Annotated in this window: 15 protein-coding genes; 11 read left to right on the forward strand and 4 right to left on the reverse strand. The window is 72.9% G+C overall.

Features of this window, described 5'->3' with window-relative positions; all coding sequences use genetic code 11:
* The first annotated feature begins 12 nt into the window (after positions 1–12).
* The 7 genes from ACIA8N_RS11040 to ACIA8N_RS11070 all read left to right on the forward strand — a co-directional run bounded on the left by ACIA8N_RS11040 (position 13) and on the right by ACIA8N_RS11070 (position 6,947).
* On the forward strand, positions 13–264 hold the full coding sequence (locus ACIA8N_RS11040; protein ID WP_365780008.1) for a helix-turn-helix transcriptional regulator: 252 nt from the start codon (positions 13–15) through the stop codon (positions 262–264).
* Between the two features lie 46 nt (positions 265–310).
* On the forward strand, positions 311–694 hold the full coding sequence (locus ACIA8N_RS11045) for a PPOX class F420-dependent oxidoreductase (protein ID WP_365780010.1): 384 nt from the start codon (positions 311–313) through the stop codon (positions 692–694).
* 115 nt (positions 695–809) lie between these two features.
* Positions 810–2,132: a UL36 very large tegument protein gene (locus tag ACIA8N_RS11050; RefSeq protein ID WP_365780012.1), complete on the forward strand. Its 1,323-nt coding sequence runs from the start codon at positions 810–812 to the stop codon at positions 2,130–2,132.
* A gap of 237 nt (positions 2,133–2,369) precedes the next feature.
* A complete protein-coding gene (locus ACIA8N_RS11055; RefSeq protein ID WP_365780014.1) occupies positions 2,370–3,212 on the forward strand; it encodes a nitrilase-related carbon-nitrogen hydrolase in 843 nt (280 codons plus the stop codon).
* Entirely contained in the window at positions 3,209–4,489 is a 1,281-nt protein-coding gene (locus tag ACIA8N_RS11060; RefSeq protein WP_365780016.1) for an aspartate aminotransferase family protein, read from the forward strand. Before ACIA8N_RS11055 ends, ACIA8N_RS11060 begins: the two co-directional genes overlap by 4 nt.
* Positions 4,490–4,517: 28 nt before the next feature.
* Complete coding sequence (gene hydA / locus ACIA8N_RS11065) at positions 4,518–5,921, forward strand: dihydropyrimidinase (RefSeq protein WP_365780019.1); 1,404 nt, start codon at positions 4,518–4,520, stop codon at positions 5,919–5,921.
* A gap of 27 nt (positions 5,922–5,948) precedes the next feature.
* On the forward strand, positions 5,949–6,947 hold the full coding sequence (locus tag ACIA8N_RS11070; protein WP_365780021.1) for a TIGR03842 family LLM class F420-dependent oxidoreductase: 999 nt from the start codon (positions 5,949–5,951) through the stop codon (positions 6,945–6,947).
* Positions 6,948–6,992: 45 nt separating this feature from the next.
* Here the strand turns inward: ACIA8N_RS11070 and ACIA8N_RS11075 are convergent, their stop codons facing one another.
* A complete protein-coding gene (locus tag ACIA8N_RS11075; protein ID WP_399416135.1) occupies positions 6,993–7,349 on the reverse strand; it encodes a cupin domain-containing protein in 357 nt (118 codons plus the stop codon).
* Here ACIA8N_RS11075 and ACIA8N_RS11080 point away from each other — a divergent pair, their 5' ends adjacent.
* Both ACIA8N_RS11080 and ACIA8N_RS11085 read left to right on the forward strand, forming a co-directional pair.
* The gene (locus tag ACIA8N_RS11080; protein WP_399416137.1) at positions 7,350–7,778 is read left to right on the forward strand and encodes a solute carrier family 23 protein; all 429 of its coding nucleotides are present in this window, start codon (positions 7,350–7,352) and stop codon (positions 7,776–7,778) included.
* A 120-nt stretch (positions 7,779–7,898) separates the two neighbouring features.
* Positions 7,899–9,440: an NCS1 family nucleobase:cation symporter-1 gene (locus tag ACIA8N_RS11085; protein ID WP_365780023.1), complete on the forward strand. Its 1,542-nt coding sequence runs from the start codon at positions 7,899–7,901 to the stop codon at positions 9,438–9,440.
* On the opposite strand, the gene ACIA8N_RS11090 is transcribed toward ACIA8N_RS11085, so the two are convergent.
* The 3 genes from ACIA8N_RS11090 to ACIA8N_RS11100 all read right to left on the reverse strand — a co-directional run bounded on the left by ACIA8N_RS11090 (position 9,394) and on the right by ACIA8N_RS11100 (position 12,380).
* Positions 9,394–10,185 (reverse strand): serine protease, encoded by a 792-nt coding sequence (locus ACIA8N_RS11090; RefSeq protein WP_365780025.1) that lies wholly within the window; start codon positions 10,183–10,185, stop codon positions 9,394–9,396. The genes ACIA8N_RS11085 and ACIA8N_RS11090 overlap by 47 nt on opposite strands.
* Positions 10,186–10,371: 186 nt before the next feature.
* Positions 10,372–11,256 (reverse strand): hypothetical protein, encoded by an 885-nt coding sequence (locus ACIA8N_RS11095; protein WP_365780027.1) that lies wholly within the window; start codon positions 11,254–11,256, stop codon positions 10,372–10,374.
* A 56-nt stretch (positions 11,257–11,312) separates the two neighbouring features.
* Entirely contained in the window at positions 11,313–12,380 is a 1,068-nt protein-coding gene (locus tag ACIA8N_RS11100) for a biotin/lipoate A/B protein ligase family protein (RefSeq protein ID WP_365780134.1), read from the reverse strand.
* Positions 12,381–12,491: 111 nt separating this feature from the next.
* Between ACIA8N_RS11100 and ACIA8N_RS11105 the strand changes: the two genes are divergently transcribed.
* Together ACIA8N_RS11105 and ACIA8N_RS11110 are read left to right on the forward strand one after the other, a co-directional pair.
* A complete protein-coding gene (locus ACIA8N_RS11105) occupies positions 12,492–13,328 on the forward strand; it encodes an inositol monophosphatase family protein (protein ID WP_365780029.1) in 837 nt (278 codons plus the stop codon).
* Between the two features lie 72 nt (positions 13,329–13,400).
* Complete coding sequence (locus tag ACIA8N_RS11110; RefSeq protein ID WP_365780135.1) at positions 13,401–14,825, forward strand: NAD(P)/FAD-dependent oxidoreductase; 1,425 nt, start codon at positions 13,401–13,403, stop codon at positions 14,823–14,825.
* Positions 14,826–14,851 lie beyond the last annotated feature (26 nt).

Raw genomic sequence — 14,851 nt, forward strand, 5'->3', positions numbered from 1 at the left:
TAGAATGACGGCATGGTGCGTACACCCCTGACCCCCGAAGAGCGCGAGCGCGGCGAGCGCCTGGGCCTGTTCCTGCGCGAGGCGCGCGGCGAGCGGTCCATGGTCGAGATCGCCGCCGCGGCCGGCCTGTCCGCCGAGACCCTCCGCAAGATCGAGACCGGCCGGGCGCCGACCCCGGCGTTCTTCACCGTCGCGGCCCTCGCCGGGGTCCTCGGCCTGTCCATGGACGAGCTGGTGGTCCGGTGCGCGTTCGTGCCCGTCTGAGGCCCGGGACTCACCCGCCGGCCGTCCCCCGCATAGGCTCCCGGGCATGATGCCCGAAGAGCTGCGGCGCGGCCGCTACGTCAGCCTGACCACCTACCGGAAGAACGGCACGGGGGTCGCGACACCCGTCTGGTACGCGGTGGACGGCGCCGAGCTGTACGTCTGGACCCGCGCCGACTCCTGGAAGGTCAAGCGCCTGCGGAACGACCCGCGGGTCGAGGCCGCCGTCTGCGACCTGCGGGGGAACGTCCCCGAGGGCGCCGAGCGCGTCACCGGCGAGGGGCGGCTCGTGGAGGGCGACGAGCTGCGCCGGATCCGGCGGCTGCTCTCGCGCAAGTACACCTGGCAGTTCTGGCTGACCGACGTGCCGGCCATGCTCGTCCGGCTCGGCAAGCGCCCGCACACCGGGATCGTCGTGACCTTCGGGTGAATCGCGTCGGACGGACCTCAGAGGAAAACGGTCCGTAGTCGTCCCGTAACACGACTGCGGTCCAATACCCGCGGACCGGAAGGTTCCAGTCGACGGCGGGGCAGGTGCGTATCGCATGACGGTCTATCAACTCCCGGTGGAGGTGGCCACCTTCACGCGCTGGCTGGCGGAGCTCATGGGCCGCGTTCCGGCGGGAGCCGGCTGGCACGGAGTCTTCGCCGAACGCGACCCCGAAGGACTCCGGGCCTGCTTCGCCGGGGCGGAGATCCTTCCCTGGGACGTCGTCGAGTCCCTCCTGCAGGACGTCGGGGAGCCGGCCGACGGGCCGCTCGCACTTTGGGGCCGGGAGCTGTACACGGCAGCCGCCCACGCCCATGACCGCCGGCCCGGCGGAGCGGCGGCGCTCACCGAACGCCGGGAACTCATGGAACGCGAGCGCCGGTACGCCGAGTCCCGGGCGCGCGAGCTGGACGACCGGTTCCGCGCGCACCCGGCGCCGGGCCCCGAGGAGGCCGCCCGGCTCGAACACGACCTCGCCTGGACGCGGGACGACCACGCGAGAGCGGCGGCCCGCGTCGCGGATCTGACGGCCCGCCTGAGGCGCCTGGGGGAGCCGGGTGCTCCCGCGCCGGGGCGCGACGCGCCGGGTCCTTCCGCGCCGGGGCGCGACGCGCCGGGCGGGGGTGCCCCGCACCGGGAGAGCCTTCCCGCGAAGGCCAGGCGGCGCCCCCGCGGCGCGCGGTACGCCTGGCTGGAGGAGGCCGACGACCAGGGGCCGGTGGCCACGCCCGTACCCGAGGCGGTGCTCCCGACCGGGGGCGCGGCGCCCCGGGGGGCCCGGTTCGGCGGTGCCGCCGCGCCCGAGCGGCCGCCCGGCGCGGTCCCGACCCCGGAGGCCGACCCCGCCGAAGTCGCCCGCGCCGCCGCCAACGCTGTCTACGCCCTTCAGCGGCTCCGCGCCCAGGGCCGCAGCGGCGAGGCCCACGCGCTGCTCTGCGAGGCGCTCAACGGGCCGCCCGCCAGACTGCCGGCCCTCGCGGGCGAGCTGCACAGGGCCGGACTCGGCGCCGACTGGACGGTCCTCCTCTGGGAGGCGGCCTCACTGCCCCCCGGCCGTCTCGCCGCCGTCGCCGGAGTGCTCGCCGACGCGGGCCGGACGTCCGACTGCGAGCAGCTCCTCCGGCAGGGCGTGGCGCGGCCGGTGGAGGAACTCGCCGGAGCGTGCGCCGCCCTGCGCGCCGAGGGTCACCACGGCGAGGCGCACGCGCTGCTCACCGCCTTCGTGCGGGTCAGGACCCCCGAGGACGCGGCCCGCCTCGCGGGCGAGGATCCGCGCGGGCTCGTCCCCCGGCTCCTCGAAGCCGCCCGCGCCGTGTCGACGGCCCGCGAGCGCGACCTCGTCCACGCCCTGCGCGTGGCGGGCCTCGCCGGCGTCTGAGGCCGTACCTTCCCACGCCCTCGCGGGCGTCTGAGGCCGTATCCCCTCCACGTGTCCGCCCTTGCCGGTACGTGTCGGTACGTGTCCGACGTGGACCACTCGGGTATGAAACATGATCGACCCGGCCGCTTCACTGCGGCGGTCTTGCTCCGCGGTGTGACGGGGCTTACGTTCTCCTCCTACGCATCGCGTCTACGTGCGTAGAGGCTCTCTGACGCCGTGCCGAAGGAGCAGCTCATGACCGACGTCGTACGCGCCGCGCTCGTCCAGGCGACCTGGACGGGCGACACCGAATCCATGATCGCCAAACACGAGGAGCACGCCAGGGAGGCGGCCCGCCAGGGAGCGAAGGTGATCGGCTTCCAGGAGGTCTTCAACGCCCCCTACTTCTGCCAGGTCCAGGAGCCCGAGCACTACCGCTGGGCCGAGCCCGTCCCCGACGGCCCGACCGTGCGCCGGATGCGGGACCTCGCCCGGGAGACCGGCATGGTGATCGTGGTGCCCGTCTTCGAGATCGAGAGCGAGGGCTTCTACTACAACACCGCCGCCGTGATCGACGCCGACGGCACGTACCTCGGCAAGTACCGCAAGCACCACATCCCCCAGGTCAGGGGCTTCTGGGAGAAGTACTACTTCCGCCCGGGCAACGCCGGCTGGCCGGTCTTCGACACCGCCGTCGGCAAGGTCGGCGTCTACATCTGCTACGACCGCCACTTCCCGGAGGGCTGGCGCCAACTCGGCCTCAACGGCGCGCAGTTGGTCTACAACCCGTCCGCCACCCACCGCGGACTCTCCTCCCACCTCTGGCAGCTGGAACAGCCGGCCGCGGCCGTCGCCAACGAGTACTTCGTCGCCGCCATCAACCGCGTCGGCGTCGAGGAGTACGGCGACAACGACTTCTACGGCACCAGCTACTTCGTCGACCCGCGCGGCAAGTTCGTCGGCGACGTCGCCTCCGACAAGACCGAGGAACTTGTCGTCCGCGACCTCGACTTCGGCCTCATCGAGCAGGTGCGCCAGCAGTGGGCCTTCTACCGGGACCGCCGACCCGACGCGTACGACGGGCTGGTGAGCCCGTGAGCAGCCTCCACGACCGGCACAAGGCCGTCATCCCCGACTGGGTCGCCCTGTACTACCAGGACCCCATCGAGATCACCCACGGCGAGGGCCGGCACGTCTGGGACGCCGAGGGGCGCAGGTACCTCGACTTCTTCGGCGGCATCCTCACCACCATGACCGCCCACGCCCTGCCCGAGGTCACCAAGGCCGTCGCCGAGCAGGCCGGACGGATCATCCACTCCTCCACGCTCTACCTCAACCGCCCGATGGTGGAGCTCGCCGAACGGATCGCCGCACTCTCCGGCATCCCCGACGCCCGGGTCTTCTTCACCACCTCCGGCACCGAGGCCAACGACACGGCGCTGCTCCTCGCCACCGCGTACCGCCGCTCGAACCAGATCCTGGCCATGCGGAACAGCTACCACGGCCGCTCCTTCTCCACCGTCGGCATCACCGGCAACCGCGCCTGGTCGCCGACCGGCCTCTCCCCGCTGCAGACCCTGTACGTGCACGGCGGCGTCCGCACCCGGGGCCCGTACGCCCAGTACACCGACGAGCGGTTCACCGAGGCATGCGTCGCCGACCTCGAGGACCTCCTCGGCCACACCAGGGACGTCGCCGCCCTCATCGCCGAGCCGATCCAGGGAGTCGGCGGCTTCACCTCCCCGCCCGACGGCCTGTACGCCGCCTTCCGCCGCGTCCTCGACCGGCACGGCATCCTGTGGATCTCCGACGAGGTGCAGACGGGCTGGGGCCGCACCGGCGACAACTTCTGGGGCTGGCAGGCCCACGGCCAGGCCGGGCCGCCCGACATCCTCACCTTCGCCAAGGGCATCGGCAACGGCATGTCCGTCGGAGGCGTCGTCGCCCGCGCCGAGGTCATGAACTGCCTCGACGCCAACTCCATCTCCACCTTCGGCGGTTCACCCATCACCATGGCGGCGGGCCTCGCCAACCTCGCGTACCTCCTCGACCACGACCTCCAGGGCAACGCGCGCCGCGTCGGCGGCCTCCTCGTCGAACGCGTACGGGCGGCCTGCGCCGGAGTGGCGGAGGTACGCGAGGTCCGCGGCCGCGGCCTCATGATCGGCATCGAGCTGACCGAACCGGGCACCGAACGGGCGAACCCGGACGCGGCAGGCGCCGTCCTGGAAGCCGCCAGGGAGAACGGCCTGCTCATCGGCAAGGGCGGCGGCCACAACACCAGCACCCTGCGCATCGCCCCACCGCTCTCGCTCACCGTCGCCGAGGCCGAAGAGGGCGCGGCGATCCTCGAACAGGCCCTTGCCGCGCTGTAGTTCCCGCTCCTCAAGCAGGGAGAGTCCCGTGAGCACCCGTACCGTCATCCGGGGTGGCCTCGTCGTCACCGCCGCCGACGAACTCCACGCCGACGTGCTGATCGAGGACGGCCGCGTGGTCGCCCTCGCGGCCCACGGCTCGGACGTGGCGGCCGGCTGGACCGCCGCCCGCACCCTCGACGCCACCGACCGCTACGTGCTGCCCGGCGGCGTCGACGCCCACACCCACATGGAACTGCCCTTCGGCGGCACCTCCGCATCGGACACCTTCGAGACCGGCACCCGCGCCGCAGCCTGGGGCGGCACCACCACCATCGTCGACTTCGCCGTCCAGACCGTCGGCCAGGCCCTGCGCGAAGGACTCGACACCTGGTACGCCAAGGCCGACGGCAACTGCGCGATCGACTACGGCTTCCACATGATCCTCTCCGACGTCAACGAGCACACGCTCAAGGAGATGGACTGGCTCGTGCAGGAGGGCATCACCTCCTTCAAGCTCTTCATGGCCTACCCCGGCGTCTTCTACAGCGACGACGGCCGGATCCTGCGCGCCATGCAGCGCTCCGCCGAGAACGGCGGGCTGATCATGATGCACGCCGAGAACGGCATCGCCATCGACGTCCTCGTCGAACAGGCCCTCGCCCGCGGCGAGACCGACCCCCGCTACCACGGGGAGGTCCGCAAGGCCCTGCTCGAGGCCGAGGCCACCCACCGGGCGATCCAGCTCGCCCGGGTCGCCGGCGCGCCGCTGTACGTCGTCCACGTCTCGGCGGAGGAGGCCGTCGCCGAGATCACCACCGCCCGCGACAAGGGACTGCCCGTCTTCGGCGAGACCTGCCCCCAGTACCTCTTCCTCTCCACCGACAACCTCGCCGAGCCGGGCTTCGAGGGCGCCAAGTACGTGTGCTCGACCCCGCTGCGCCCCAAGGAGCACCAGGCCGCGCTGTGGCGCGGGCTGCGGACCAACGACCTCCAGGTGGTCTCCACCGACCACTGCCCGTTCTGCTTCACGGGCCAGAAGGAGCTGGGCCGGGGCGACTTCTCGAAGATCCCCAACGGCCTTCCGGGCGTCGAGAACCGCATGGACCTGCTCCACCAGGCGGTGGTGGACGGACACATCTCGCGCCGCCGCTGGATCGAGATCGCCTGCGCGTCCCCGGCGAGGATGTTCGGCCTCTACCCGCAGAAGGGGACCATCGCGCCGGGCGCGGACGCGGACATCGTCATCTACGACCCGCACACCACCCAGACCCTGTCGGCCGCGACGCACCACATGAACGTCGACTACTCGGCGTACGAGGGGAGGACCGTCACCGGGCAGGTCGAGACGGTGCTCTCCCGGGGCGAGACGGTCATCGACCGGCGCGAGTACGTCGGCCGCGCCGGCCACGGCACCTTCGTCCCCCGCTCCACCTGCCAGTACCTCGACTGAACCGATCCTCGAACCAGGAGGCCCCGCATGGACTTCGGACTCGTCCTGCAGACCGACCCGCCCGCCTCGCAGGTCGTCGGGCTGATGCGCCGGGCGGAGCGCAACGGCTTCCGCTACGGATGGACCTTCGACTCCGCCGTCCTCTGGCAGGAACCCTTCGTCGTCTACAGCCAGATCCTGGAGCACACCACCAAGCTGCACGTCGGCCCGATGGTGACGAACCCGGGGACGCGGACGTGGGAGGTGACGGCCTCGACCTTCGCCACGCTCAACGACATGTTCGGCAACCGGACCGTCTGCGGCATCGGCCGCGGCGACTCCGCGATGCGCGTCGCCGGCCGCAGGCCCAACACCCTGGCCCGGCTCGGCGAGGCCATCGACGTCATCCGCGACCTCGCCGAGGGCCGCGAGGCGGTGGTCGACGGCAGCCCGATCCGCATCCCGTGGATCAAGGACGGGAAGCTGCCGGTGTGGATGGCGGCGTACGGCCCCAAGGCCCTCGCACTCGCGGGCCAGAAGGCGGACGGCTTCATCCTCCAGCTCGCCGACCCGTTCCTGACCGAGTGGATGGTCAAGGCCGTCCGGCAGGCCGCCACCGACGCGGGCCGCGACCCCTCCTCGATCACGGTGTGCGTCGCCGCACCGGCGTACGTGGGCGACGACCTGGCCCACGCCCGCGACCAGTGCCGCTGGTTCGGCGGCATGGTCGGCAACCACGTCGCCGACCTCGTCGCCAAGTACGGCGAACACTCCGACATGGTCCCCGAGGCGCTCACCGCGTACATCAAGGACCGGCACGGCTACGACTACTCCCACCACGGGCGCGCCGACAACCCGTCGACCGACTTCGTCCCCGACGAGATCGTCGACCGCTTCTGCCTGCTCGGCCCCGCCGAGGCCCACATCGAGAAGCTGCGCCGCCTCAAGGACCTGGGCGTCGACCAGTTCGCCGTGTACGCGATGCACGACGACCGCGAGGGCACCATCGACGCCTACGGCTCCGACATCATCCCGGGGCTGAGCTGACGAAGCCGTAGGACGGGGGTTCCCACGCGGGGCGGCACCGCACCGTCAGGAATCCAGTACCTCCACGTGGTCGCCGATCGCGACCACCAGGACCCGCGAGCCCGGCTCGGTGGAGCGCCAGCGGTGCCGGACGCCTCCGGACAGCAGCAGCGTGTCCCCCCGGCCCAGCCGGTGGACCCGGCCGTCCGCCTCCACCTCCACCGAGCCGTCCGCCACGTACATCAGCTCGTCGTTCCGGTGCCGGAACTCGCGGTCCGCCTCGTGCGCGCCGACGAACTCGAGGGCGTGCAGCTGATGGCGGCCGCGCACCACCGGGCGGACGCCCGCCTCCCGGACGAGGCCGCTGTCGTCGCCGGCGCGCACGACGTCGACCGTGCGCGTCTCGTCGGAGGCCGCGAGCATTTGGTCACCAGCGCCGAGAACATCGGCATCGGCCGCCTCACCGGAGCCCGCAGCCGCTTCGTGACCGCCGGGGCCGGAGTGCTCCTGATCGCCCTCGGCCTGGCCACACCCATCTCCCGGGCGCTGGCCGGCGTACCCGAGGCCGTCGTGGGCGGCTCCGCCCTCGTCGTCTACGCCGTCATCGCGGTGATGGGCGTCGAGATGCTCCGCCGCGCCGACCTGTCCGGAACGGGTACGGGCAACCTGACGACCGCGCTCGCACTCACCGCGGGACTGCTGCCGCTGCTCAGCCCGGACCTGTACGCGGGGTTCCCCGGCTGGGCCCGCACGATCCTGGGCAGCGGCGTCGTCGCAGGCACCCTGACGGCGGTCCTCCTCACCGCGCTGCTCGGCCGGTTCGGCCCGGGGAGCCGCCCACGGAAACGCTAGACGTTGGGGGCGGCCGAGAACTGGGTAGTCCCCTTGTTCCGGCGGCGCCCCGTCCCACGGCCCGGCCCGCCGGCCCCGCACGGCCTCGTTCCGTCCCCGAACGAAGGGTTCCCGCCTGCGATGACCGCCACCACGCCCTCCGGAAGACCCGCACCTCCGCCCCCGCCCGGCGGCCGGGTCGAACTCGCCCCCGGCGCCGCCCCCGACGATCCCCGCTTCGTCAACGACGACCTGCTCCCCGTCCCCGTCGAGCGGCGCCGCTGGACCACGTACAACTTCGCCGCCCTCTGGGTCGGCATGGCCCACAACATCCCCTCCTGGATGCTCGCCTCCGGTCTCGTCGCCCTCGGCATGGACTGGAAGCAGGCCGTCCTCACCATCGCCCTGGCCAACGTCATCGTGCTCCTCCCGATGCTGCTCACCGGGCACGCGGGACCCAAGTACGGCATCCCCTTCCCCGTCCTGGCCCGCGCCTCCTTCGGCCTGCGCGGGGCTAACCTGCCCGCCCTGATCCGGGGCGGGGTCGCCTGCGCCTGGTTCGGCATCCAGACCTGGATCGGCGGCCAGGGCGTCTTCGTCCTGCTCGACAAGGTCTTCGGGGGCAGTTGGGCCGAGGCGTCGAAGGTCGGCGGGCAGCCCTGGACCCTCTGGCTCTGCTTCGTCCTCTTCTGGGCGCTCGAACTCGCCATCATCTACCGGGGGATGGAGGCACTGCGCCGCTTCGAGAACTGGGCCGCGCCGTTCGTCATCGTCGGCGCGCTCGCCCTCCTGGTATGGATCACGGTCAAGGCCGGCGGCCTCGGCCCCCTCCTCGACCAGCCCTCACGGCTCGGCTGGGGCGCGGACTTCTGGCCCGTCTTCTTCCCCGCGCTCATGGGCATGATCGCCTTCTGGGCGACACTCAGCCTCAACATCCCGGACTTCACCCGCTTCGGCGCGGGACAGCGCGCCCAGGTCCGCGGGCAGGTGCTCGGACTCCCCACCACCATGACCTTGTTCGCCCTGCTCTCGGTGCTCGTCACCTCCGGCTCGCAGGCCGTCTACGGCGCACCCGTCTGGGACCCGGTGGCCCTCGCGGCGAAGGCCGACAGCGTCTTCGGGCTGCTGTTCGCCCTGGTCACCGTCCTCGTGGCGACCCTCTCGGTGAACATCGCGGCGAACGTCGTCTCCCCGGCGTACGACCTCGCCAACCTCGCCCCGAAGCTGGTGAACTTCCGCACGGGCGCCCTGATCACCGGTGTCGTCGGCGTGCTCATCATGCCGTGGAAGCTGACCGCCACCCCGGAGCTGTACATCTTCACCTGGCTCGGCCTGGTCGGCGGTCTCCTCGGTACGGTCGCCGGCATCCTCATCGCCGACTACTGGCTCGTCCGCCGTACCGTCCTCGACCTCGAAGGGCTCTACCGGGCCGACGGCCCCTACTGGTACCGGGGCGGCTGGAACCCGGCGGCCGTACTGGCCTTCGCCGTCGGCGGGGTCCTCGCGGTCGGCGGCTCCCACTCCGCCCCCGGCACCGGCCCGTTCCCCGAGGACGGCCTGATCCCCTTCCTCAAGCCCCTCGCGGACTACGGCTGGGCCGTCGGCCTCGCGGCCTCCCTGCTCCTCTACACCGCGCTCATGAGGCGCGGGGGAGCTGCCCGGTCGTCCGCTCGATCCAGTTGACGTACGACCGGACGCGGGTGTTCACGGCGGGGGTGTCGGTGGCGCACTCCCTGCCGTAGGACACCAGACCCACCACGTACGGCCGGCCCTTGACCGCGCGGACGAGGGGGCCGCCGGAGTCGTACTGGCAGGTGTCGCGGCCGGGGGCGTAGGTGCAGATCTGGGTGGCGGCGACCTGCGCCATGCCCCGGCTCGCGCAGGCCGCGTTGCTCATGGTGCCGAGGGCCACCGTCCGCAGCACGTCGGAGGCACGGCCGCCGTACGAGGTGGTGCCCCAGCCGGGGACCTCGACCTGGGTGTCGTCGAAGGAGCCGTGGGCGTACGAGGCGGGCAGGGCGATCGGCCGTACGTGGCGGTTGAGGTCGACCGGCTCGGCGAGCCGGACGAGGGCGATGTCGTTGCGCTGGGTGTCCGGGTCGTACTCCGGGTGCGGCAGGAGACGGTCGGGGGTCGCCAGGACCGCGTGCGGGCTGTCGGCCCTGGTCGTCAGGTCGTGGTCGCCGAGGAGCACGCCTACCCGGGTGGGGTCGCTGTACGAGCCCGTCAGGCAGTGCGCGGCGGTGAGCACGTACCGGTCGCCGATCAGCGATCCGCCGCACATCACCCTCCGCTCCACCACGTCCACGAGTCCCGCCATGAAGGGGTACTGGTGGGGCCGCGCCTCCTGCCCCCCGACGACCGCCTGCGCGGGCGGCGCGATGCCGAGGGGGCTCACGGCCATCACCGCGCCCGCGACCGTCGCCATGAGCCTTCTCGCCCGTCCCACTTGATCTCCGTCTCCGTCGGCGCCGTACGACCGGGGCCGGGGGTCTGCGGAGACGTTTCCGCACAGCCGTCCCCGGCCCGCGTCGGCATCAACGACGCGGGCGGGACCAGGTCACTCGACCACGGGGCCGGACTGGTGACCGAAATCGCGGTCAGTGGTCAGTGGTCAGTGGTCCGCGTCCGGCGCCCAGCCGGATACGTGGGCGGCGGCGGCCGCGTCCCAGGCGGGGGCGCCGCCCGGGAACGGCCAGGCGCGGGTGAGGTCGTAGGCGTGGACGATGGCCCTGAGCTGGGCGGCCAGCATCCGGCTCTCGTTCGCGATCCGTGTCGGAGCGAGGGGGCCCTCCAGCGTGGCCATCCGCTTCTCGTACTCGAGCACCGGACGTTCCGCCCAGCGCGCCACCCAGGCGGCGTCGGCCGCCCGGGAGAGGAGGAGCACCCGCGGCCTGCCCCCTTCCGCGAGCGCCGCCGTCAGCCGGTCGTGACCGTCGAGTACCACGGGTGAGTTGAGGCCGCTGATCCACCAGGCGAACACCGGCGGCAGCACCCCCTCCCGGTACTGACGGCGGTACGCCTTCACCCGCGGCGCCTCCGGATGCGACAGCGCCCGCAACGGCAGCAGGTCGCGCGCGTCCTCCACCGGATCGCCGTACCCGAACCAGGTCAGATGGCCCCGGTCCGGGTCGTGGGCCAGGAGCTTGGGCCAGTTCGCGTCCGCGAACCACCGGTGGGCGTCCGGGGCCAGCAGCCACTCGCCCGTGTGGAGCGGGCCGCCGGCCGCCGCGCGGAGCTCCGACTCCGCGTACGCGGCCCAGCGCTCCGACCACTCCGCCGATCCCGGAGCCGCCGACTCCGCGGCCACCCGCGCCCGTTCGGCCCGCAGGGGCGGCAGCGGGGACGCGTACCGGCCGGTGCGCGCGTAGTGCAGACCGCGGTGCGTGGCCCGCTGCCGGGCGAAGAGCACGGGAACCGTGCCCTGCAGCAGGACCAGCCGGCCCCCGTCGGCGCTCTCCATCCGCAGACCGGGCTTCACCGGACCCTCGACACGCATGCCACGACCCTACGCGGCAGCGCCGGAGGCGCCTCCGCCCGCCGGCGGACCAGGCCCTACGGCACCCGGGCCGTCCACTCCGCCGTGCCGAACTTCGATTCCGCGAGTTCCTTCGCCCGCGTCAGCTCGTCCTCCGTGACGTGGCCCTCCGACAACCCGTACCGGCCGCGGAAGGCGGCGATCATCCGCTCGATGACCGTCTCGCGCGGCAGGCCCGTCTGGCGCCGCAGCGGGTCCACCCGCTTCTTCGCGCTCTTCGTGCCCTTGTCGGAGAGCTTCTCGCGGCCGATCCGGAGGACCTCCGTCATCTTGTCCGCGTCGATGTCGTACGCCATCGTCACGTGGTGCAGGACCGCCCCCTGCCCCGTCACGATCCGCTTCTGCGCCGCGCCCGCGATCTTGCCGGCGTCCGTGGCGATGTCGTTGAGCGGCTGGTACCAGGCCCGGACCCCCATGTCACCGAGCGCGCCGAGCACCCAGTCGTCGAGGTAGGCGTAGCTGTCGGTGAAGGACAGGCCTTGCACGAGGGCGTCGGGCACGGAGAGCGAGTACGTGATCGTGTTGCCCGGCTCAATGAACATGGCTCCGCCGCCGCTGATCCGGCGCACCACCTGGATGCCGTGCCGCTCCGCCGCCGCCGGATCGACCTCGTTGCGCAGCGACTGGAAGCTGCCGATCACCACCGCGGGGGCGCCCCACTCCCAGACCCGCAGGGTCGGCGGGCGCCGGCCCGCGGCCACCTCGGCCGTGAGGACCTCGTCGAGTGCCATGTGCAGGGCGGGGGACTGCGCCGGCTCGTGGATCAGCTGCCAGTCGTAGTCGGTCCAGTCCGTGGCGTGCGCGAGGGCCCGGCGGACCGCCACCCCGACGCCCTCCGCGGTCAGCCCGAACATCCGGGTGTCCGGCGGCAGCGCCGCGTCGATCCGCGCCGCCAGCCCGGCGGCGTCGGTGTCGGCCGGTGCGCCCTCCAGGGCGTGGTCGATCGCGAGGATCGCCTCGTCCGGTTCCAGGAAGAAGTCCCCCGCGACCCGGACGTTCCGCAGGACGCCGTCCTCGGTGTCGAGGTCGACAACCACCAGCTTCCCGCCGGGGACCTTGTACTCGCCGTGGTACGCGCCGTGCACGGAACCCTCCTGCGTGTAAGGGGTGAACTCGGCCAAAGGGTACTCCCCGGGAGAACGGAGGATGACGAGTGCGGTGGCCTGCCCGTCAGTGCCGCGTGCTTAGCTGGAGACATGACCGAAGACCTCATCGAGCACGTCCTCGGCGGCCGTACGACCGAGGTGGAGGAGGCCGTCCGCAAGGCCGCCGCCGCCGAGATCATGCCGCGCTTCCGGCAGCTCGCCGCCCATGACATCGTCGAGAAGAACGGGCCGCACGACCTGGTCACGGTCGCCGACCGGGCCGCCGAGGCCCATCTCGCCACCTCCCTCACCGCCCTGCTGCCCGGCTCGGTCGTCGTCGGCGAGGAAGCCGTCCACGCCGACCCCGCGGTCTACGAGGCCCTGCGCGGCGACGCCCCCGTCTGGATCGTCGACCCCGTCGACGGAACCCGCCAGTTCGTCCACGGCGACCCCGCCTTCTGCACCCTCGTCGCCCTCGCCCGCCGGGGCGAGCTGCTCGCCTCCTGGACCTTCGCACCGGCCCTGGACGAGTTCGCCGTCGCCGTACGGGGCAGGGGCGCCACGCTCAACGGGCAGCGGCTGCAGGCCGGTTCGCCCGCCCCCGGCGCGGTCCTGGAGGTCGCCACGTCGCACCCCGACTACACCACCCCGGACCAGAAGCGGGCCCTGCTCGGCCTGGTCACCGAGGGCGTCGCCCCCCGCCCCTGCGGTTCGGCGGGCCTGGAGTACCTGGCCGTGGCGCGCGGCACGCTCGACGCCACCGCCTTCTCCTGGGAGTACGCCTGGGACCACGCGGCCGGACTGCTCCTGGTCACCGAGGCGGGCGGCGCCCAGACGACCGTCGCGGGAGAGCCGTTCCGAATCACCGGAGGCAACGCGCTGCCGTTCACGGCGGCCCGGGACGCGGCCACCGCCGACCGGATCCGGACACTCCTGAGGGGCCGTTAAGGGACGTCGGGGCACGGGAATATCCTGGGAGTGCTGGTCATCGGCTGACGAAGGAGTCCGAAGGTGTCGAAGGTGACGTCGATGCTCGATGCCGTCGTCGTGGGCGCGGGGCCCAACGGACTGACCGCCGCCGTCGAACTGGCCCGCCGCGGGCTCTCGGTGGCCGTCTTCGAGGCCGAGGCCACCATCGGCGGGGGCGCCAGGACCGAGGAGCTCACCCTCCCCGGCTTCCGCCACGACCCCTGCTCCGCCGTCCACCCGCTCGGCGCCGGCTCGCCCGTCTTCAGGACGATGCCGCTGGACCGGTACGGCCTGGAGTGGCTCCACCCCGAACTGCCCATGGCCCACCCTTGGGACGACGGCACCGCCGCCGTCCTCGCCCGCTCCGTCGCCGAGACCGCCGCCTCCTTCGGACCGCGCGACGCCGGGGCGTACCGCCGCCTCGTCGCACCCTTCGCCGACAAGTGGGACACCCTGGCACGGGACTTCATGCAGCTGCCGCTCACCGCGCTGCCCCGCGACCCGGTCACGCTCGCCCGCTTCGGCCTCGCCGGGCTGCCGCCCTCCACCTGGCTGATGCGCCGCTTCCGCGACGAGAAGGCCCGCGCGCTCTTCGCCGGGCTCGTCGGCCATGTCATGGCCCCGCTCGGCGGATTCGCCACCGGCGCCGTCGGCCTGGTCTTCGCGCTCGCCGCGCACGCGGGCGGCTGGCCCCTGCCCCGGGGCGGCTCGCAGTCGATCTCCGACGCCCTCGCCGGGTATCTCAAGGACCTCGGCGGCGCCGTCCACACCGACTTCGAGGTCAAGCGGCTCGACGACCTGCCGCCGGCCCGCGCCTACGTCTTCGACACCTCGCCCACCGCCCTCGCCCGGATCGCGGGCTTCGGCGGGCACTACGACCACTACCGGTACGGCGCGAGCGCCTTCAAGATGGACTACGCCCTGGACGGCCCCGTGCCCTGGACCGCCGAGGAACCCCGGCGCGCCGGCACCGTCCAGATCGGCCCCACCGCCGGTGAGATCGGCGCCGCCCTGCGCCAGGCCTCCTCCGGCACCGCACCCGAGGTGCCCTTCCTCATCACCGCCCAGCCGAGCCTCGTCGACCCCTCCCGCGCCCCCGAGGGCAAGCACGTCTTCTGGGCCTACGGACACGTACCCAACGGCTGGCGGGGCGATCTCACCGAGGCGATCGAGCGTCAGATCGAGCGCTTCGCCCCCGGCTTCCGCGACCGCGTCCTCGCGCGCGCCACCGCCGGACCGCCCGAACTCGCCGCCCGCAACGCCAACTACGTCGGCGGCGACATCGCCTGCGGCGCCGCACGCGGCCTCCAGCTCCTGCTGCGCCCCACCCTCTCGCCTCGCCCCTACGCCACCCCGCACCCGGCGGTCTTCCTCTGCTCCTCCGCGACCCCGCCCGGCCCCGGCGTCCACGGCATGTCAGGACACAACGCGGCGAAGGCGGTCTGGCGCAGCCTGCGCGCCCAGGCGGTCCGGTAGGGCCTGTCTGTCGGACCGGGCCCGCC

It is taken from the genome of Streptomyces sp. NPDC051822 (assembly GCF_044452745.1).
Lineage (GTDB): Bacteria > Actinomycetota > Actinomycetes > Streptomycetales > Streptomycetaceae > Streptomyces.

Excerpts from the sequence above, each read along its gene's own strand:
- ACIA8N_RS11040 (WP_365780008.1), top strand. The coding sequence starts at position 13 with ATGGTGCGTACACCCCTGACCCCCGAAGAGCGCGAGCGCGGCGAGCGC.
- ACIA8N_RS11090 (WP_365780025.1), bottom strand. The coding sequence starts at position 10,185 with ATGGCGACGGTCGCGGGCGCGGTGATGGCCGTGAGCCCCCTCGGCATC.
- ACIA8N_RS11075 (WP_399416135.1), bottom strand. The coding sequence starts at position 7,349 with ATGCTCGCGGCCTCCGACGAGACGCGCACGGTCGACGTCGTGCGCGCC.
- ACIA8N_RS11085 (WP_365780023.1), top strand. The coding sequence starts at position 7,899 with ATGACCGCCACCACGCCCTCCGGAAGACCCGCACCTCCGCCCCCGCCC.
- ACIA8N_RS11050 (WP_365780012.1), top strand. The coding sequence starts at position 810 with ATGACGGTCTATCAACTCCCGGTGGAGGTGGCCACCTTCACGCGCTGG.
- ACIA8N_RS11105 (WP_365780029.1), top strand. The coding sequence starts at position 12,492 with ATGACCGAAGACCTCATCGAGCACGTCCTCGGCGGCCGTACGACCGAG.
- ACIA8N_RS11045 (WP_365780010.1), top strand. The coding sequence starts at position 311 with ATGATGCCCGAAGAGCTGCGGCGCGGCCGCTACGTCAGCCTGACCACC.
- ACIA8N_RS11070 (WP_365780021.1), top strand. The coding sequence starts at position 5,949 with ATGGACTTCGGACTCGTCCTGCAGACCGACCCGCCCGCCTCGCAGGTC.
- ACIA8N_RS11095 (WP_365780027.1), bottom strand. The coding sequence starts at position 11,256 with ATGCGTGTCGAGGGTCCGGTGAAGCCCGGTCTGCGGATGGAGAGCGCC.
- ACIA8N_RS11055 (WP_365780014.1), top strand. The coding sequence starts at position 2,370 with ATGACCGACGTCGTACGCGCCGCGCTCGTCCAGGCGACCTGGACGGGC.